At 59.0% G+C, this 18,268-nt stretch carries 15 protein-coding genes; 6 read left to right on the top strand and 9 right to left on the bottom strand.

Annotation, left to right across the window (positions count from 1 at the left end; all coding sequences use genetic code 11):
- The first annotated feature begins 24 nt into the window (after window positions 1-24).
- Genes dnaN through gyrB form a run of 3 tightly spaced genes read left to right on the top strand, consistent with a single transcriptional unit; the run spans window position 25 to window position 4,676 of the window.
- Window positions 25-1,128, top strand: a complete 1,104-nt coding sequence (gene dnaN, locus BT119_RS08025) for a DNA polymerase III subunit beta (RefSeq protein ID WP_003367826.1) — start codon at window positions 25-27, stop codon at window positions 1,126-1,128.
- Between the two features lie 22 nt (window positions 1,129-1,150).
- Entirely contained in the window at window positions 1,151-2,254 is a 1,104-nt protein-coding gene (recF, locus tag BT119_RS08020; protein ID WP_072365299.1) for a DNA replication/repair protein RecF, read from the top strand.
- 4 nt (window positions 2,255-2,258) lie between these two features.
- Window positions 2,259-4,676, top strand: coding sequence for a DNA topoisomerase (ATP-hydrolyzing) subunit B (gene gyrB / locus BT119_RS08015; protein ID WP_003432737.1), 2,418 nt, complete (start codon window positions 2,259-2,261; stop codon window positions 4,674-4,676).
- Window positions 4,677-4,730: 54 nt separating this feature from the next.
- Here gyrB and BT119_RS27460 read toward each other — a convergent pair whose 3' ends face one another.
- Genes BT119_RS27460 through BT119_RS08005 form a run of 3 tightly spaced genes read right to left on the bottom strand, consistent with a single transcriptional unit; the run spans window position 4,731 to window position 6,960 of the window.
- Window positions 4,731-4,886, bottom strand: coding sequence for a hypothetical protein (locus tag BT119_RS27460; RefSeq protein ID WP_223272502.1), 156 nt, complete (start codon window positions 4,884-4,886; stop codon window positions 4,731-4,733).
- A 27-nt stretch (window positions 4,887-4,913) separates the two neighbouring features.
- A complete protein-coding gene (locus BT119_RS08010) occupies window positions 4,914-5,948 on the bottom strand; it encodes a phenylacetaldoxime dehydratase family protein (protein ID WP_072365297.1) in 1,035 nt (344 codons plus the stop codon).
- A gap of 1 nt (window position 5,949) precedes the next feature.
- Window positions 5,950-6,960, bottom strand: coding sequence for a nitrilase (locus BT119_RS08005; RefSeq protein ID WP_042930491.1), 1,011 nt, complete (start codon window positions 6,958-6,960; stop codon window positions 5,950-5,952).
- A gap of 167 nt (window positions 6,961-7,127) precedes the next feature.
- Here BT119_RS08005 and BT119_RS08000 point away from each other — a divergent pair, with 167 nt between their 5' ends.
- Window positions 7,128-8,087: an AraC-like ligand-binding domain-containing protein gene (locus tag BT119_RS08000; RefSeq protein ID WP_003367817.1), complete on the top strand. Its 960-nt coding sequence runs from the start codon at window positions 7,128-7,130 to the stop codon at window positions 8,085-8,087.
- 157 nt (window positions 8,088-8,244) lie between these two features.
- Here the strand turns inward: BT119_RS08000 and BT119_RS07995 are convergent, their stop codons facing one another.
- The 4 genes from BT119_RS07995 to glyQ all read right to left on the bottom strand — a co-directional run bounded on the left by BT119_RS07995 (window position 8,245) and on the right by glyQ (window position 12,634).
- The gene (locus BT119_RS07995) at window positions 8,245-9,015 is read right to left on the bottom strand and encodes a lysophospholipid acyltransferase family protein (RefSeq protein WP_044309641.1); all 771 of its coding nucleotides are present in this window, start codon (window positions 9,013-9,015) and stop codon (window positions 8,245-8,247) included.
- A 65-nt stretch (window positions 9,016-9,080) separates the two neighbouring features.
- Window positions 9,081-9,623 carry a D-glycero-beta-D-manno-heptose 1,7-bisphosphate 7-phosphatase gene (gene gmhB, locus BT119_RS07990; protein ID WP_072365295.1) on the bottom strand — a complete coding sequence of 181 codons (543 nt, stop codon included), beginning with the start codon at window positions 9,621-9,623 and terminating at the stop codon, window positions 9,081-9,083.
- A 12-nt stretch (window positions 9,624-9,635) separates the two neighbouring features.
- On the bottom strand, window positions 9,636-11,690 hold the full coding sequence (gene glyS / locus BT119_RS07985; RefSeq protein ID WP_003367812.1) for a glycine--tRNA ligase subunit beta: 2,055 nt from the start codon (window positions 11,688-11,690) through the stop codon (window positions 9,636-9,638).
- On the bottom strand, window positions 11,687-12,634 hold the full coding sequence (gene glyQ / locus BT119_RS07980) for a glycine--tRNA ligase subunit alpha (protein ID WP_002551326.1): 948 nt from the start codon (window positions 12,632-12,634) through the stop codon (window positions 11,687-11,689). Before glyQ ends, glyS begins: the two co-directional genes overlap by 4 nt.
- Window positions 12,635-12,714: 80 nt before the next feature.
- On the opposite strand from glyQ, the gene BT119_RS07975 reads away from it, so the two are divergent.
- The gene (locus BT119_RS07975; RefSeq protein ID WP_003432729.1) at window positions 12,715-13,266 is read left to right on the top strand and encodes a DNA-3-methyladenine glycosylase I; all 552 of its coding nucleotides are present in this window, start codon (window positions 12,715-12,717) and stop codon (window positions 13,264-13,266) included.
- Between the two features lie 38 nt (window positions 13,267-13,304).
- The gene (locus tag BT119_RS07970) at window positions 13,305-14,192 is read left to right on the top strand and encodes a lysophospholipid acyltransferase (RefSeq protein ID WP_003367808.1); all 888 of its coding nucleotides are present in this window, start codon (window positions 13,305-13,307) and stop codon (window positions 14,190-14,192) included.
- Between the two features lie 182 nt (window positions 14,193-14,374).
- Here the strand turns inward: BT119_RS07970 and BT119_RS07960 are convergent, their stop codons facing one another.
- Together BT119_RS07960 and trkA are read right to left on the bottom strand one after the other, a co-directional pair.
- Entirely contained in the window at window positions 14,375-16,738 is a 2,364-nt protein-coding gene (locus BT119_RS07960) for an FdhF/YdeP family oxidoreductase (RefSeq protein WP_054082291.1), read from the bottom strand.
- Between the two features lie 154 nt (window positions 16,739-16,892).
- Complete coding sequence (trkA, locus tag BT119_RS07955; RefSeq protein WP_003367803.1) at window positions 16,893-18,266, bottom strand: Trk system potassium transporter TrkA; 1,374 nt, start codon at window positions 18,264-18,266, stop codon at window positions 16,893-16,895.
- Window positions 18,267-18,268: the final 2 nt, after the last annotated feature.

Raw genomic sequence — 18,268 nt, 5'->3', positions numbered from 1 at the left:
CTCATCAAGGCAAGGGACTAGACCATGCATTTCACCATTCAACGCGAAGCCCTGTTGAAACCCCTGCAATTGGTCGCCGGCGTCGTCGAACGCCGCCAGACCTTGCCGGTTCTTTCCAATGTGCTCCTGGTCGTAGAAGGTCAGCAACTGTCGCTGACCGGTACGGATCTGGAAGTCGAACTGGTTGGCCGCGTCCAGCTGGAAGAGCCCGCCGAACCTGGAGAGATCACGGTTCCTGCGCGCAAGCTCATGGACATTTGCAAAAGCCTGTCCAACGACGCGCTGATCGATATCAAGCTCGACGACTCGAAGCTGATCGTCAAGGCGGGGCGTAGCCGGTTCACCCTGTCTACCTTGCCCGCCAATGACTTCCCGACCGTCGAAGAAGGCCCGGGGTCGCTGACGTTCAACCTGGTGCAGAGCAAACTGCGCCGCCTGATCGAGCGCACCAGCTTTGCAATGGCCCAACAGGACGTTCGTTACTACCTCAATGGTATGTTGCTGGAAGTGAGTGCGGGCATCTTGCGCGCCGTGGCTACCGACGGCCATCGTCTGGCGATGTGCTCGATGTCTGCCGATATCGAACATGCTGATCGTCATCAGGTGATCGTTCCACGTAAAGGTATTCTCGAAATGGCGCGCCTGCTGACCGAGCAGGACGGTATGGTCAGCATCGTTCTGGGTCAGCATCACATCCGTGCGACCACTGGCGAATTCACCTTCACCTCCAAACTGGTGGATGGCAAGTTCCCTGACTACGAGCGCGTGCTGCCTAAAGGTGGTGACAAGCTGGTGCTCGGTGATCGTCAGGCACTGCGTGAGGCGTTCAGCCGGACGGCGATTCTGTCCAACGAGAAGTACCGTGGCATCCGTCTGCAACTGGCCAGCGGTCAATTGAAGATTCAGGCCAACAACCCCGAGCAGGAAGAAGCGGAAGAAGAAATCAGCGTCGAGTACAACGGTGACTCGCTGGAGATCGGTTTCAACGTGAGCTACCTGCTTGACGTGCTGGGCGTCATGACGACCGAACAGGTGCGTTTGATTCTGTCCGACTCCAACAGCAGCGCCTTGGTGCAAGAGTCCGATAACGACGATTCCGCCTACGTCGTCATGCCGATGCGTCTGTAACTTCATGTCCAGCGCAACCTAGATGTCTCTTAGTCGCGTCTCGGTCACCGGGGTGCGCAATCTGCACCCGGTGACCCTCTCCCCCTCCCCGCGTATCAATATCCTCTACGGCGCTAACGGCAGTGGCAAAACCAGCGTGCTGGAAGCTATCCATCTGCTGGGTATTGCCCGCTCGTTTCGCAGCAGTCGCTTGCTGCCCGTCATCCAGTACGAACAGCCTTCATGTACGGTCTTCGGTCAGGTCGATCTTGCACAAGGTGGATACAGCAATCTGGGTGTTTCACGCGATCGCCAAGGTGAGTTCCAGATTCGTATCGACGGGCAGAACGCCAGAAGCGCTGCCCAGCTTGCGGAAATTCTGCCGCTGCAGCTCATCAATCCTGACAGCTTTAGACTGCTAGAAGGCGCGCCGAAGATACGCAGGCAATTTTTGGATTGGGGAGTGTTCCACGTGGAACCTCGCTTTATGGCCACGTGGCAGCGCCTGCAGAAGGCCCTCAAGCAGCGAAACTCGTGGCTTCGGCATGGTACACTTGACGCCGCTTCACAGGCGGCATGGGACCGTGAGCTGTGCTCGGCGAGTGACGAGATCGACGAGTTCCGCCGGGCGTATATCAAGGCATTGAAGCCAGTCTTTGAACAGACTTTGAGCGAACTTGTCGAGCTTGAAGGTTTGACCCTGAGCTACTACCGGGGATGGGACAAGGAAAAAGAGCTAAGTACAGTGCTCGCCTCTTCCCTCCACCGCGATCAGCAAATGGGCCACACCCAGGCCGGACCACAGCGAGCTGACCTGCGCCTTAGATTAGGCGCGCATAATGCGGCAGATATTCTGTCTCGCGGTCAGCAAAAGCTGGTGGTCTGTGCACTGCGTATTGCTCAGGGACATCTGGTCAGCCAGGTCCGTCGAGGCCAGTGTATTTACCTGGTAGATGATTTGCCCTCCGAACTGGATGACAACCATCGACGCGCACTTTGCCGCTTGCTGGAAGAATTACGCTGCCAGGTGTTTATCACCTGTGTAGATCAAGAATTTTTGAGGGAAGGCTGGCAGACGGAAACGCCAGTCGCTTTGTTCCACGTGGAACAAGGCCGTATCACCCAGACCCACGACCATCGGGAGTGATTGCATGAGCGAAAACCAAACGTACGACTCGTCCAGCATTAAGGTGCTGAAAGGACTTGATGCCGTACGCAAGCGTCCCGGAATGTACATCGGTGATACAGACGATGGCAGCGGTCTGCACCACATGGTGTTCGAGGTGGTTGATAACTCGATCGACGAAGCATTGGCAGGCCATTGCGACGACATCAGCATCATCATCCATCCAGACGAATCTATCACCGTGCGCGACAACGGCCGCGGTATTCCGGTAGACGTGCATAAAGAAGAAGGCGTGTCGGCAGCCGAGGTCATCATGACCGTGCTCCACGCTGGCGGTAAGTTCGATGACAACTCCTACAAGGTATCCGGCGGTTTGCACGGTGTAGGTGTATCTGTTGTTAACGCCCTTTCAGAAATTCTGTTGCTGACGGTTCGTCGCAGCGGCAAGATCTGGGAGCAGACTTACGTGCATGGTGTTCCACAGGAGCCGATGAAAATCGTCGGTGAAAGTGACACCACGGGCACCCAGATCCACTTCAAGCCTTCCGCTGAAACGTTCAAGAATATCCACTTCAGCTGGGACATCCTGGCCAAGCGGATTCGCGAACTGTCCTTCCTTAACTCCGGTGTCGGCATTGTCCTCAAGGACGAACGTAGCGGTAAGGAAGAGCTGTTCAAATATGAAGGTGGTCTGCGTGCATTCGTTGAATACCTGAACACCAACAAGACGCCGGTCAATCAGGTGTTCCACTTCAATATTCAACGCGACGACGGCATTGGTGTCGAGATTGCGCTGCAGTGGAACGACAGCTTCAACGAGAACCTGCTGTGTTTCACCAACAACATTCCGCAGCGTGATGGCGGTACTCACTTGGTGGGTTTCCGTTCTGCGCTGACGCGTAACCTGAACAACTACATCGAGCAGGAAGGTCTGGCCAAGAAGCACAAGGTCGCGACCACCGGCGACGATGCGCGTGAAGGTCTGACTGCGATCATTTCGGTCAAGGTGCCTGATCCGAAGTTCAGCTCGCAGACCAAGGACAAGCTGGTTTCGTCTGAAGTCAAAACGGCTGTCGAACAGGAAATGGGCAAGTACTTCTCCGACTTCCTGTTGGAAAACCCGAACGAAGCCAAAGCAGTTGTCGGCAAGATGATCGACGCAGCCCGTGCCCGGGAAGCTGCGCGCAAGGCGCGTGAGATGACTCGTCGTAAAGGCGCGCTGGATATCGCTGGCCTGCCCGGCAAACTGGCGGACTGCCAGGAAAAAGACCCAGCCCTCTCCGAACTGTACCTGGTGGAAGGGGACTCTGCTGGCGGATCAGCCAAGCAGGGGCGTAATCGTAGAACCCAGGCCATCCTGCCGCTCAAGGGCAAGATCCTGAACGTTGAAAAAGCGCGTTTCGACAAGATGATCTCTTCGCAGGAAGTGGGCACCTTGATCACTGCGCTGGGCTGCGGTATTGGCCGTGAAGAGTACAACATCGACAAGTTGCGTTATCACAACATCATCATCATGACCGATGCTGACGTCGACGGCTCGCACATCCGTACCCTGCTGCTGACCTTCTTCTTCCGTCAGTTGCCCGAGCTGATCGAGCGTGGCTACATCTACATCGCTCAGCCGCCACTGTACAAGGTCAAGAAAGGCAAGCAGGAGCAGTACATCAAGGACGACGAGGCCATGGAAGAATACATGACCCAATCGGCCCTTGAAGACGCCAGCCTTCACCTTAGCGAATCGGCTCCAGGTATCTCCGGTACTGCGCTGGAGAAGCTGGTCAATGACTTCCGCATGGTCATGAAGACGCTCAAGCGCCTGTCGCGTCTGTACCCACAGGAACTGACCGAGCACTTCGTCTACCTGCCGCCGATCACGCTCGAGCAGCTGTCTGATCACGAGGGCATGCAGGCCTGGCTGGCACTGTTCGACGCGCGTCTGCGTACCGGTGAGAAGTCAGGTCTGGTCTACAAGGCCAGCCTGCGTGAAGACCGTGAACGTAACGTCTGGCTGCCAGAGGTCGAACTGATCTCCCACGGCCTGTCGAACTACGTCACCTTCAACCGCGACTTCTTCGGCAGCAACGACTACAAGACCGTTACCGCTCTGGGCGCGCAGATCAGCACGCTTCTGGAAGAAGGTGCCTACGTGCAACGTGGCGAGCGCAAGAAGCCCGTCACCGAGTTCAAGGAAGCCCTTGCCTGGCTGATGGCCGAAAGCACCAAGCGCCACACCATCCAGCGCTACAAAGGTCTGGGTGAGATGAACCCGGACCAACTGTGGGAAACCACCATGGACCCGAGTGTGCGTCGCATGCTGAAGGTCACTATCGAAGACGCCATCGGCGCTGACCAGATCTTCAACACCCTCATGGGTGATGCGGTCGAGCCACGTCGTGACTTCATCGAGAGTAATGCACTGGCAGTGTCCAACCTGGACTTCTGATGAGCGTATGAGCAAACATCAACCCCGGCGAAAGCCGGGGTTTTTGTTTGTGCTCTAAAACAGTTTCGCCAGTCGCAGATTCAAACGTGCCTTCTCCCGGAACCCCTCCTCCACTTCCAGATCCTTGCCGAGTACGGCCTGGACCTGAATTGAACACAGCAAGGTAGAGATGGCTAGCGCTGAACGCGTAATCAGGGTGAGTCGTTGCATGATCTGCTTCCTCAAGGATGATGCGTATCAGCGGCTGAGCAAGCCACTGCCGGGATGGCAGTTGAGGTATTCGAAATACTGGTCCTCACTGGGGATCACTGCGATCTCGTGGTAGAGGCGCAACTGGACCTGAAAGTTAAGGGTCTGTACGTACTGCATGAAGCCGCCGAAGATCGCCACATGAGTGGGATGAGTCTTTGCCCAGCGCTCCAGGTTACTCAGGTCATCGAACCAGGCGAGGCCAAAACTCTTCTCCAAGGGTTCGCCGGTGTCGCTGTCCAGCGCTTGCATGAAGCGACAGCTCAGGCAGCCGACAGTGGCGCCTTCGTCGCTCAGAAACGTCATGCCGCGCTGTAGCACGGGTTGTATGTCGTTCAGATACCTATCGCGTTCCTGTCCGGTGGTGCTGCTCCAATCCTGTCCGGATCGAATCAGGCACAGGTTATCGCGCCCCGACATACGCACCCTGCCGACGCACAGCGCGTTCGCACTGGAAGGATTGCTGCTGCCTGTCAGTGCATCGGTCTGGGCCAGAGGGATACGATCGCGGGAACTGCCCCAGTACGCGTGTTCCTGAATAGGTTCACTCATGTGACTGGCCAGATGCGTAACGCCTTCAGGTACATCCGGCGCGGAAAACAATGTTTCGAAACGCTCGGCACTCGGGCAGACGACCTCGAGGAACCATCCCAGTGGCCCGGTTTCACGAGCCGGGTCTTGCCACCAGTGCGCGAAACCCGAGCTGTTGCGCCACTGATTGAAAGCGTCCACGTCGTGCCAGTAAGCGATGGCTATGCAGGTATGGAAACCATCGGCGTCCACGCAACGTGCGCTGTCCCAATACCGCGGTCCTGAATCGCTATCGAACCGAGTGGTTATCGCTGCCAGTTCTGGCAGACCTAACGGCTGCAAGGACTGGACGCCGAAATAAGCCATCACCACCTGCCCTGCCAGCGGATCGAAACGCGCGGACCATGCAGGAAAAGGTGGTTGATAGCCCTCGGGCAGATTGCTGTTCAGCTTACGCGGCTTGCGCAGATGTTCAGGAATGGCTGAGTGCATGTCACACCTCCAGCGCGATGTCAGGCTGAAGCAGCTCAATGCACTCGCTGCTGATCGGCAGGCCTGGTAGATCGACTACACATGGGTTGGGATTCGGATTGAACATCAGACGGGTGACGTCGGGACGTGAGTAATGTCCAGTCGGGTCGGCTGCTACCTTGGCGAAGGTCAATGCGGCTGGATCAAGTGTTGCGTAGAGCAGGCCTTCCTCATGTTCGCCCAGCGGAGTTGCCAGATCACTTCCGTCCGGACCGAAAATGCGTGCGTGCCCGCCACCGGCCTGCAACAGGCTGCGCTTGGCGTCACTGTCGCAGAGCATCTCGATCATTTCAGAGGAAACGATTGCACAGGGTGCGAGGACGAAGCACTGCCCCTCTGCGGCATAAACCCGCGAAGCCGCAGTATTGACCTCTGGTCCCAAGGCGCTTGTGGCACTGCGGTACAGGCTGAAGCTCGGCCAGGCGGCGACGTGGATCTGTTCGTTCTGCGCATACATGGCGTACTTGGAAAGCGGTTGCAGGTGCTCCCAGCAGCAAAGCGCCCCCAGAACGCCGACAGGCGTTTCAAACGTACGCAATGAGGCGCCGTCGCCTTCGCCGAACATCGTACGTTCTACATGGGTAGCCTTGAGCTTGCGACGCACGCCAACCGTTTCACCGCGATCGTCGATGATCCACTGACCGATATACAGCGACGCTTTGTGTCGCTCGCTGTAACCCAGCACCACATAGAGACCGAGATGGCGAGCCGCATCGCTGATACGCCGGGCCTGGGGGCTGTCCAGTACCAGAGACTGCTGGTGATAGCGCTGCACCAGTGGCATGTTCCAAGCCGGTGCGTCCAGCCACAAAAACCACGGATAGCCCGGAATCCACGTTTCGGGGAATGCCATCAGGCGGGCTCCGGCGGCTGCCGCCTGCTCCATCAGGGCGATGGTCTTGTCTACGGTGGCGTCCAGATCCAGAAATACCGGCGCGGCCTGTACACAGGCGACTTTCAAGGGCTCTTTCATCGTCAAAAACTCATGTGGCTGTTGGATGGCCATAGGCTATGGGCTTTTCTGGCGACGGTATTAGGACGAAAAGGAACGGCTTTTTGACTGGAACGGACAGGCCGACAGGAATGGTTTCAGACTTGCATGGCGGTTGGCTTGACGCATCGAAATGCAGGTTGAACGCGATGAGCATTTATTTCGACACCAACAGTATTGCTGTGCAGGAACGAGCAGAGTTCTGGCAGGAAGTGGTGTGCAGTACCTTCGTGCCGCTGGAATGTGCCTTCTCGGATCGACAAAATTTCCACGGTCGTTTGCGCTCGCACAGCATTGCAGGACTGGCCTTGGTAGAGGTGCAGGCCTGCAGTCAGACAGTCGTCCGAGATACCTCGAGTATTTCGCGTAGTGACGACGAGTTCGTATTGGTGAGTCTGGCGCTTGAAGGCCGGGCGCAGGTTTCTCAAGAGGGGCGCGAAGCGCTATTGGAGGTCGGCGACTTTGCCATCTACGACACTCGTCGCCCCTACCGGCTGCACTTCGACAGTGCATTCAGACAGACTGTGGTGCAAATCCCGCGCAACAGCCTGCAGCAGCGTCTGTGTAATCTGGAGTATCTGACTGCGTTATCACTGTCTCGCGATGACCCGCTCAATGGACTGGTCTTCGACTTTTTTACCGGCCTGGCTGCACTCGAGAACCGGGTAGGCGAATCACAACAGGCGCGGATAACCGAACAAGGGCTGGACTTGCTGGCAATGGCGTTGTCCGAACGGGTCGAAGGGCAGGCACAAGGTTCAAGACGCAGTGGCTTGCTGCTGCGCATCAAGGATCATATCCAGGCCAACCTGGCAGATACAAAACTGTCTCTGGCCAGTGTCAGCGTCCGGTTCGGAGTCAGTACGCGCTATATCAGCAGCTTGTTTCAGGATGAACAGACCTCGTTCGGACGTTACCTGCTGGCCTCTCGGTTGCAACGCTGCGCCAGTGACCTGCGCGAGCCATTACTCGCCAATCGACAGATCAGTGAGATCGCCTGGCGTTGGGGATTCAGTGATGTCGCTTACTTCAGCAGAGTCTTCCGCCAGCGCTTCGGAGTGCCTGCACGGCAATATCGGCTTGAGGCTTCACCGACGCGTTGCGCATAAAAAAACCGACCTTTTAAAGGTCGGTTTCTGATACATCATCAAAACTTATGCACGTTTTTCCGGTTTTTATAGCCTGAAAAAATATGTATATGAATTAGCAGGTTAGATCGTCTTTTTGCGCGGTTTCAAAAAAACCGTACACAGGTTATCCACAAAATCACGCCGGGACTTTTTCGGGAGTTGCAACAGGTACAGCAGGCGAGCCCATCGCCCGTTGCGTATCCTCATTCCAGGTCTGAACGCGCTCATTCAACGCAGCGATGGCACGTGGGCCTGAGCCCTCTGCGTACATCGGCTCGCCGATCACCACTTGAATGGTGCCTGGCTTTTTCGCCCAGCCGTCGCGGGGCCAGTACTTGCCTGCGTTGTGCGCGACCGGCAGCACAGGCAGATCAGCGTTCACTGCCAGTGCAGTTCCGCCGCGAGAGAATTTGCCGACCTGGCCGTAAGGCACGCGTGTGCCCTCCGGGAAGATCAATACCCAGACGCCATCCTTGAGCAACTCGTCGCCCTTCTTGGCAATCTCCCTGAGTGCGGCTTTCGGGTTTTCGCGGTCAATGGCGATCGGGCGCAGCATTGCCATCGCCCAGCCAAAGAACGGCACATACAGCAGTTCACGCTTGAGGACCTGGCTCATCGGCTCGAAATACGCCGACAGAAAGAACGTCTCCCAGGTGCTCTGGTGGTTGGAGATGATCACGCAGGGGGTTTTCGGTACGTTTTCGGCGCCAGTCACTTCTACCTTGATGTTCAGGAACACCTTGGTCAGCCAGATGGCGCAGCGGCACCAATAGACGTTAATGAAGCGATAGCGGGCTTTGAACGGCAGAAAAGGCGCAATGAAAAAACTCAACGTGCACCACAACAGCGAGCTGGTGCCCAGCAACAGGTAGAAGAAGAAGGTCCTGATTGCCTGCATGATCGACATAGTTACGTTTACCGTACGGGCAGGTGCCCGCTCCTTGAGCGTCCTGAACCTGAAGAGCTGACTGTTCAGTGAGCGCTGTTGTGGATAAGTTCTGCGGCAACTGCCGCCAGATCGTCAAAAATCAACGTGCCTGCCGGCACTCCGCCTTCCATCGTCTTGCGGCCTTTGCCGGTCATCACCAGCACAGGCTGAGAATCGACGGCTTGTGCGGCCTGCAGGTCACCTTTGCTGTCGCCCACGAACCAGAGACCTTTGAGGTCCACGGTGTAATGACGGGCGATAGCCTGCAGCATCCCGGGTCTGGGCTTGCGGCAGGTACAGCCATCGTCTGGCCCATGCGGGCAATAGACGATCAAACCGACCTCGCCACTCTGCTCTGCCACCAGCTTGCGCAAGCGCACGTGCATGGCATCCAGAGTGGCCAGATCATAATAACCTCGGGCAATGCCGGACTGGTTGGTGGCAACGGCCACCGTCCAGCCGGCCTTGCTCAGCGCTGCGATAGCTTCGATCGAGCCAGGAATGGGCAGCCACTCCGCCACCGACTTTATGTAAGCGTCGGAGTCATGATTGATCACGCCATCCCGGTCAAGTATCAGCAGTTTCACAGCGACTCCTTGTCAGCCCAGCAACGAGATGTCGGCGACGCCGAGGAACAGACCGCGCAAACGCGACAACAGGGCATAACGGTTGGCACGCACGTTGGCGTCTTCCGCGTTGACCATCACGGCTTCGAAGAACGCATCGACCGGCTCACGCAACATCGCCAGACGCGCCAGCGATTCGCTGTACTGACGCTCGGCAGCCATCGGCTGGATCGCGTGATCGGCCTGCTGGATGGCCGAGTACAGCGAGAACTCGTTGGCGTTGTCGAAATACTTGGGCTCGACGGTCTGGGCAATGCTGCCCTCGGCCTTGCTCAAGAGGTTCGATACACGTTTGTTCACTGCGGCCAGTGCTGCGGCCTGTGGCAGTTTGCGGAAGGCCTGGACTGCCTGGACGCGTTGATCGAAATCCAGCGCCGAAGCCGGTTGCAGGGCACGCACCGAAAGGTACACCGCCACGTCGACGCCTTCGTCTTCATAGCGCGCACGCAGACGATCGAAGATGAAGTCGAGCACCTGTTCCGCCAGACCGGCTGGCTTGATCTTCGCGCCGAACTGCGTGACGGCGAACTTCACCGTTTCGATCAGGTTCAGATCGAGCTTCTTCTCGATCAGGATACGCAGGATGCCCAGTGCCGCACGACGCAGTGCATAGGGGTCCTTGCTGCCGGTAGGCAGCATGCCGATCCCGAAGATGCCAACCAGCGTGTCGAGCTTGTCGGCAATTGCCACCGCAGCACCGGTCAGTGTGGTTGGCAGTTCGGCACCTGCGCCACGCGGCATGTACTGCTCATTGAGCGCCAGTGCGACATCTTCAGGCTCGCCGTCGGCCTTGGCGTAGTAATAACCGGCAATGCCCTGCATTTCCGGAAACTCGCCGACCATCTCGCTCGACAGGTCGCACTTGGACAGCAGACCGGCCCGCGCAGCACGCTGGGCGTCGCCGCCGATGCGGGGGGCGATGTAAGCGGCCAGTTTCGACACACGCTCGGCCTTGTCGAACACGCTGCCCAACTGCGCCTGGAACACGACGTTCTTCAGGCGATCGTTGAAGGTTTCCAGCTTCTGCTTCTTGTCCTGCTTGAAGAAGAACTCGGCGTCGGTCAGGCGTGGACGAACCACCTTCTCGTTACCGGCGATGATCTGTGCCGGGTCCTTGCTCTCGATGTTGGCCACGGTGATGAAGCGCGGCAGCAGCTTGCCGTCGACATCCAGCAGGCAGAAGTATTTCTGGTTGTCCTGCATGGTGGTAATCAAGGCTTCCTGAGGGACTTCCAGGAAGCGCTCTTCGAATGAACACACCAGCGGAACCGGCCATTCGACCAGACCGGCCACTTCGTCCAGCAGACTTGGCGGCACGATGGCGGTGCCTTCCTGTTGGGTGGCCAGCTCGTCGACGCGCTGGCTGATGATCTGCCGACGTTCGTTGAAGTCGGCCAGCACATGAGCGGCGCGCAGGTCGCTGAGGTAACCGGCAGGCGAAGAAATGCGCACGTCTTGCGGATGATGGAAGCGATGACCGCGCGAATGACGACCCGCGCTCTGGGCAAGGATCGTGCAGTCCACCACTTGATCACCGAACAGCATCACCAGCCACTGGGTCGGCCGCACGAACTCTTCCTTGCGAGCACCCCAGCGCATGCGCTTGGCAATCGGCAGGTCGTTCAGCGAGTCTTCGACGATGGTCGGCAACAGGGACGTCGTCGGCTTGCCGAGGATGGTCTGGCTGTAACGCAGTTTCGGACCGCTCTGATCGATTTCGCTCAGGTCGACGCCGCACTTCTTGGCGAAGCCCAGGGCGGCCTGAGTCGGGTTACCGTCGGCATCGAACGCTGCCTGACGCGGCGGGCCATCGAGGTTGACGCTGCGATCCGGTTGTTGCGTGGCCAGTGCGGTAATCAGCACGGCCAGACGACGCGGTGCTGCGTAGACCTGCTTGGCGCTGTAGGTCAGACCTGCGCCTGTGATGCCTTTTTCAATACCGGCGAGAAACGCATCGGCCAGCGAGACGAGGGTCTTGGGTGGCAGTTCTTCGGTGCCCAGTTCGACCAGAAAATCTTGAGCACTCATTGCGCTGCCTCCAGCTTGGCCAACACTTCATCGCGTAGATCGGGCGGCGCCATCGGGAAGCCGAGACGGGCGCGGGCCTGCAGGTAGGCCTGAGCCACCGAACGGGCCAATGTGCGTACGCGCAGGATGTACTGCTGACGCGCCGTCACGGAAATCGCGCGACGGGCATCCAGCAGGTTGAAGGTGTGCGAGGCCTTGAGGACCATTTCGTAGCCGGGCAATGGCAGCTCCAGCTCGATCAGGCGTGCGGCTTCGCTTTCGTAGAAGTCGAACAGCTCGAACAGTTTGTCGACGTTGGCGTGTTCGAAGTTGTAGGTCGACTGCTCCACCTCGTTCTGGTGGAACACGTCGCCGTAGGTCACTTTGCCGAACGGACCGTCAGCCCAGACCAGATCGTAGACCGAGTCCACGCCCTGCTGGTACATCGCCAGACGCTCGAGGCCATACGTGATTTCGCCGGTGACCGGGTAGCACTCCAGGCCACCGACCTGCTGGAAGTAGGTGAACTGCGAGACTTCCATGCCGTTGAGCCAGATCTCCCAGCCCAGACCCCAGGCGCCCAGCGTCGGCGATTCCCAGTTGTCTTCGACGAAGCGCACGTCGTGCACCAGCGGATCGAGGCCGATGTGCTTGAGCGAGCCCAGGTACAGTTCCTGGAAGTTGTCCGGGTTCGGCTTGAGAATCACCTGAAACTGGTAATAGTGCTGCAGGCGGTTCGGGTTTTCGCCGTAGCGGCCGTCAGTCGGGCGACGGCTTGGCTGTACGTAAGCGGCGTTCCAGGTTTCCGGGCCTACGGCGCGCAGAAACGTGGCAGTGTGGAACGTGCCGGCGCCTACTTCCATATCGTAGGGCTGAAGTACCACGCAACCTTGTTCTGCCCAGTATTGCTGGAGGGCGAGGATCAAGTCTTGGAAGGTACGCACGGCTGGCGTAGGCTGGCTCACAAATTTCACCTGTGCTGGGCTGCGATTCAAAGAGCGGGAGTATACCCGATTCGGCCGCACGTCCACTCGTTGGGAGCCCTATGACACGCTGCTTTTGGTGCAACGAAGACCCCCTGTACATCGCTTATCACGATCAGGAGTGGGGAGTGCCGCTGCGCGATGCGCAGAAGCTCTTCGAGTTGCTTTTGCTCGAAGGGTTCCAGGCCGGGCTGTCGTGGATCACGATTCTCAAGCGGCGGGCGCGTTATCGCGAAGTGCTGCACGGCTTTGACGTCGAGCGCCTGGCGCAGTTGAGCGATGCCGAAATAGAGACGCTGATGCTCGATCCGAGCATCATCCGCAACCGCCTCAAGCTCAAGGCCGTGCGCACCAATGCGCGGGCCTGGCTGGCGCTGGAAGACCCGGTCGCGCTGCTCTGGTCGTTTGTCGGCGGTACACCGAAGATCAATCACTTCAAGGATCGCAGCGAAGTCCCGGCGATTACTGCCGAGGCCGAAGCAATGAGCAAGGCACTTAAAAAGGCCGGTTTCACCTTTGTCGGCCCGACCATCTGTTATGCCTACATGCAGGCCAGCGGCATGGTCATGGACCACACCGTCGATTGCGATCGGTATGCGATCCTGAGCCGCTGACGGTTACACTACCCGCCTCGAGAATCTGGGAGTCATCTGTGGATAAGTTCAAAGGCGCCGTAATGGTCGGGGCGTTGCGATTGTTTGCGCTGTTGCCGTGGCGCGCGGTGCAGTGGGCAGGCACCGCGATTGGCTGGCTGATGTGGAAGCTGCCCAACCGTTCGCGGGAAGTGGCACGGATCAACCTGTCCAAGTGTTTCCCCGAGTTGAGCGAGCCGGAGCTGGAAAAGCTCGTTGGCCGCAGCCTGATGGACATCGGCAAAACCCTGACCGAAAGCGCCTGTGCGTGGATCTGGCCAGCACAGAAATCGATCGACCTGGTGCGTGAAGTCGAAGGGCTCGATGTGCTCAAGGATGCGCTGGCGTCCGGCAAGGGCGTAGTCGGCATCACCAGTCACCTGGGCAACTGGGAAGTGCTCAATCACTTCTACTGCAGCCAGTGCAAGCCGATCATTTTCTATCGTCCACCCAAGCTGAAAGCCGTGGACGACCTGTTGCGCAAGCAGCGTGTGCAGTTGGGCAACCGGGTTGCGGCGTCGACCAAGGAAGGCATTCTCAGTGTCATCAAGGAAGTGCGCAAAGGCGGCTCGGTGGGTATTCCGGCCGATCCGGAGCCGGCCGAATCAGCGGGCATCTTCGTGCCCTTCTGCGGCACCCAGGCGCTGACCAGCAAGTTCGTACCGAACATGCTGGCAGGCGGCAAGGCAGTCGGTGTATTCCTGCACGCCATGCGCCTGCCGGACGGCTCGGGTTACAAAGTGGTACTCGAAGCGGCTCCGGAAGCCATGTACAGCACCGACACCGAAACCTCGGCAGCGGCGATGAGCAAAGTGGTCGAGAAATACGTGCGGGCTTACCCTAGCCAGTACATGTGGACCATGAAACGCTTCAAGAAACGCCCGCCAGGCGAAGCGCGCTGGTACTAGGAAAGATAGGACGCAGAGCGTCCAGAACTGCATGCGACGCGGAGCGCCGCACGATAGTCGAGATTATCGTTCCGCACGCTCCAGCGTGGGAATGCCGTGCGTGACGCTCCGCGTCACAAAGAGGACGCAGAGCGTCCGGAACGGCGTGCCCACGCTGGAGCATGGGCACGATAGTATTTCCCTCAACTGGCCGCCGCAATCAACCCGCGCCGCTCCAGCGCCACCTGAGTGCCCTCCGGACTCATCCGCACCAGGTTCACCGGGATGGATTTGGCCGCAGGAGTGTTGCCATGTTTATCCCGGTTGGCCAGTGGCAGCAGGCCGTTGGTTTCCGGGTAATACGCTGCGCAGCAACCCTGCGGCACGTCGTAGGGTATGACCTTGAAACCCGCTGCACGCCGCGCCGTGGTCGGGTCGAGCGCCGTCTGAAACTCGATGTAGTCCCCGGCTTTCAGCCCCAGGCGTTCGATGTCCTGCGGGTTGAGCATCACCACCATGCGGTCGCCAAAGATGTCCCGATAACGGTCGTCGTTGGAATACACCGTGGTGTTGAACTGGTCATGGCTGCGGATCGTCATCAACTGCAGATGCTCGGCGCCCGGCGGCGTGTCGTCTTCGTCGTAGATGCCTTCGGGAAAGAGGAAGTTGGCCTTGCCCGACTCGGTGTCCCACTTGCGCTCACTGGCTGCATTGGGCAATCGAAAACCTCCGGGTTCTAGGATGCGCTGATTGAAATCGTAAAACTGCTCGGGCAATACTTCTTCGATCTTGTCGCGAATCCTGGCGTAGTCACCCACATAGCTGTCCCAGTCCACCTTGGGGTTGGGCGCAAGCGTCGCTTTGGCGATACCGGCAATGATGGCGATTTCGGAAATCAGATGTTTCGACGCAGGCTCGAGCATGCCGGTCGAGCCGTGCACCATCGACATCGAGTCCTCCACCGTAATGGTTTGCGCCACACCGTTCTGCAGGTCGCGTTCCGAACGCGCCACGCATGGCAGCAGAAAGGCCTTCTGGCCATGTACCGTCGCACTGCGGTTGAGCTTGGTGTTGACCAGCACCGTCATTTTCAGGCGGCTGACGGTCGGGCAGATCACATCGGTGTCCGGAATGGCGCGGAAGAAATTGCCGCCCATGGAAATGAGTGCCTCCACCTCGCCGCGCAACAGGGCTTCGCAGGTCTCGGCCACGGCGTGGCCTTTTTTTCTGGACGCCTCAAAACCGAACACCTTGCTCATGCTGGCCAGAAACGGTTCGCCGGCCTTTTCATAGATGCCCATCGTCCTGTCGCCCTGTACGTTGGAATGCCCGCGCACCGGGCAAGCCCCTGCACCGAGCTTGCCGATGTTGCCGCGCAACAGCAGCAGGTTGATGATCTGCTGCATGGCATCACCGCCACGCTTGTGCTGAGTGATGCCCATCCCCCAGCAGCAGATGACCCCCTTCGAGCGCTTATAAACCGCAGCCACCTCTTCGATGGCCTGACGCGTCAGACCCGAATGGCGCTCGATGATGTCCCAGGGCAACTGTCGGCAATAATCGGCGTACTGCTCGAAGCCATGGGTGTGTTCTTCAATGAACGCCACATCGAGGACGCGCGGCAGGTTTTCACGCTGCGCCACGTCATCGGCTTCGATCACGGCCTTGCAAACGCCTTGCAGGGCGATCATGTCGCCGCCGATCCTGACCTGATGGTACTGCGAGCTGATTTCCACCCCATGCAGACTGAGCATGTCGCGCGGGTCCTGCGGCGCCGCAAAGCGTACCAGCGCCCTTTCCCGCAGCGGGTTGAACGAGATGATGCTTGCGCCCCGGCGTGCGGCGGCGTGCAGCTCGGACATCATGCGCGGGCTGTTGGTCCCGGGGTTCTGGCCGATGATAAAAATCGCGTCGGCGTTTTCGAAATCTTCCAGCGTCGTGGTGCCTTTGCCGACCCCGATCGACTCGGGCAGCGCCGCAGTGGTGGTTTCATGGCACATATTCGAGCAGTCAGGGAAGTTGGCCATGCCGTACAGCCGACCGAACAGCTGATACAGAAAGGCGGCTTCATTCGACGTGCGTCCGGAGGTGTACAACTCCAGCTTCCATGGATCGCTCAGGCCGCGCAGCTCTGCGCCGATCTCGGCGAACGCTTCGTCCCAGGTGACAGGCAGGTATTTGTCAGTGGCGGCGTCGTAGCGCATCGGCTCGGTAATACGGCCTTCTGCTTCCAGCGCGTGATCGCTCCAGGTCGCCAGTTCGCTGACCGTATGCCGGGCGAAGAACTCGGGCGTCACGCGTTTCCTGGTCGATTCCCAGGCCAGTGCCTTGGCACCGTTCTCGCAGTATTCAAAGGTGTGCGGTTTCTTCGGGTCCGGCCAGGAGCAACTGGGGCAGTCGAAGCCGCCAGGCTTGTTCATGGACATCAGCGTGCGGTTGCCCTTGATCAGCACATGCTGGTGCAACAGGTGCTTGTTGACCGCACTGAGCGCAGGCCAGCCACCCGCCGGTGTGCCGTCAGTCTGTGAGCCTTGAAGCGGGGCCGGGGAATTTTCCGATTCGGACATGGGGTGCGTTCTCTCTCATAAAGCCCGTGCAGGCATGAAGCTCGTGTGTCTGAGATGCACGGGCTCAGAGAGAATTCGCCCGAGTCGACGAGCGTTGCCGACAGGGCGCGTCGGCAAGAGGTTCAGTCAGGGTCACACCCTGTTCAGGAGCGGTTCAGAAAAAGCTCAGGCCGACCTGAAACAGCCGCTCAACCTCGCGGATGCACTTCTTGTCCACAAGGAACATGATCACATGGTCACCGGATTCGATCACGGTGATGTCATGGGCGATAAGCACCTGTTCGTCGCGGATGACTGCGCCGATTGCCGTACCGGTCGGCAGGTTGATGTCCTTGATGGCGCGGCCCACCACCTTGCTGGATTTCGAGTCGCCGTGAGCGACGATCTCGATGGCTTCGGCTGCACCGCGTCGCAGCGAATGCACGCTGACGATATCACCACGGCGCACGTGGGCCAGCAGCGTGCCGATGGTTGCCAGCTGCGGGCTGACCGCAACGTCGATTTCGCCACCCTGCACCAGATCGACGTAGGCCGGGTTATTGATCAGCGTCATCACCTTGCGCGCGCCCAGACGCTTGGCCAGCAGCGACGACATGATGTTGGCTTCATCGTCGTTGGTCAGCGCCAGGAACAGGTCGGTGTTGCCGATGTTTTCTTCCAGCAGCAGGTCGCGGTCCGATGAGCTGCCCTGCAGCACCACCGTGCTGTCCAGATGCTCCGACAGATAGCGGCAGCGCGCCGGGCTCACTTCGATGATCTTCACCTGATAGCGGCTTTCGATGGCTTCAGCCAGACGCTCGCCGATGTTGCCGCCACCGGCGATGACGATACGTTTGTAGTTCTCGTCCAGGCGCCGCAGCTCTCCCATCACGGCACGAATATCAGCCTTGGCGGCGATGAAAAACACCTCGTCATCGGCTTCGATGACCGTGTCGCCATGCGGCAGTATCGCCCGGTCGCGGCGATAGATCGCCGCGATGCGCGTTTCGACATTCGGCATGTGCGCTCGTAGCTGGCGCAACGGCTGACCGACCAGTGCGCCGCCGTAATAGGCTTTGACCGCGACCAGTTGCGCTTTGCCTTCGGCGAAGTCGATCACCTGCAGCGCACCGGGGTATTCGATCAGACGTTTGATGTAGTTGGTGACGACCTGCTCCGGACTGATCAGCACGTCGACCGGGATCGCGTTTTTATCGAACAGGCCAGCGCGTGTCAGGTACGCCGCTTCACGAATGCGCGCGATCTTGGTCGGCGTGTGGAACAGCGTGTGGGCCACCTGACAGGCGATCATGTTGGCTTCGTCGCTGCTGGTCACCGCGACCAGCATGTCGGCGTCGTCCGCGCCGGCCTGACGCAACACCGCCGGGTAGGAGCCTTTGCCCTGCACGGTGCGGATGTCCAGGCGGTCGCCCAGATCGCGCAACCGGTCGCCGTCAGTGTCGACCACGGTGATGTCATTGGCTTCGCCCGCCAGATGCTCGGCCAGCGTACCGCCTACCTGTCCTGCACCCAGAATGATGATTTTCACGC

Origin of the sequence: Pseudomonas sp. NFACC10-1 (assembly GCF_900119195.1) — a bacterium.
In the GTDB taxonomy this organism is placed as follows: Bacteria; Pseudomonadota; Gammaproteobacteria; order Pseudomonadales; family Pseudomonadaceae; genus Aquipseudomonas; species Aquipseudomonas cerasi.
The sequence above is the reverse complement of the archived record's forward strand: the minus strand, read 5'-3'. Positions and strand labels throughout refer to the sequence as shown.

Bases quoted from the DNA above. Each gene is read 5' to 3' on its own strand.
- dnaN (WP_003367826.1), top strand. From the start codon at position 25: ATGCATTTCACCATTCAACGCGAAGCCCTGTTGAAACCCCTGCAATTG.
- recF (WP_072365299.1), top strand. From the start codon at position 1,151: ATGTCTCTTAGTCGCGTCTCGGTCACCGGGGTGCGCAATCTGCACCCG.
- gyrB (WP_003432737.1), top strand. From the start codon at position 2,259: ATGAGCGAAAACCAAACGTACGACTCGTCCAGCATTAAGGTGCTGAAA.
- BT119_RS27460 (WP_223272502.1), bottom strand. From the start codon at position 4,886: ATGCAACGACTCACCCTGATTACGCGTTCAGCGCTAGCCATCTCTACC.
- BT119_RS08010 (WP_072365297.1), bottom strand. From the start codon at position 5,948: ATGCACTCAGCCATTCCTGAACATCTGCGCAAGCCGCGTAAGCTGAAC.
- BT119_RS08005 (WP_042930491.1), bottom strand. From the start codon at position 6,960: ATGAAAGAGCCCTTGAAAGTCGCCTGTGTACAGGCCGCGCCGGTATTT.
- BT119_RS08000 (WP_003367817.1), top strand. From the start codon at position 7,128: ATGAGCATTTATTTCGACACCAACAGTATTGCTGTGCAGGAACGAGCA.
- BT119_RS07995 (WP_044309641.1), bottom strand. From the start codon at position 9,015: ATGTCGATCATGCAGGCAATCAGGACCTTCTTCTTCTACCTGTTGCTG.
- glyS (WP_003367812.1), bottom strand. From the start codon at position 11,690: ATGAGTGCTCAAGATTTTCTGGTCGAACTGGGCACCGAAGAACTGCCA.
- BT119_RS07975 (WP_003432729.1), top strand. From the start codon at position 12,715: ATGACACGCTGCTTTTGGTGCAACGAAGACCCCCTGTACATCGCTTAT.
- BT119_RS07960 (WP_054082291.1), bottom strand. From the start codon at position 16,738: ATGTCCGAATCGGAAAATTCCCCGGCCCCGCTTCAAGGCTCACAGACT.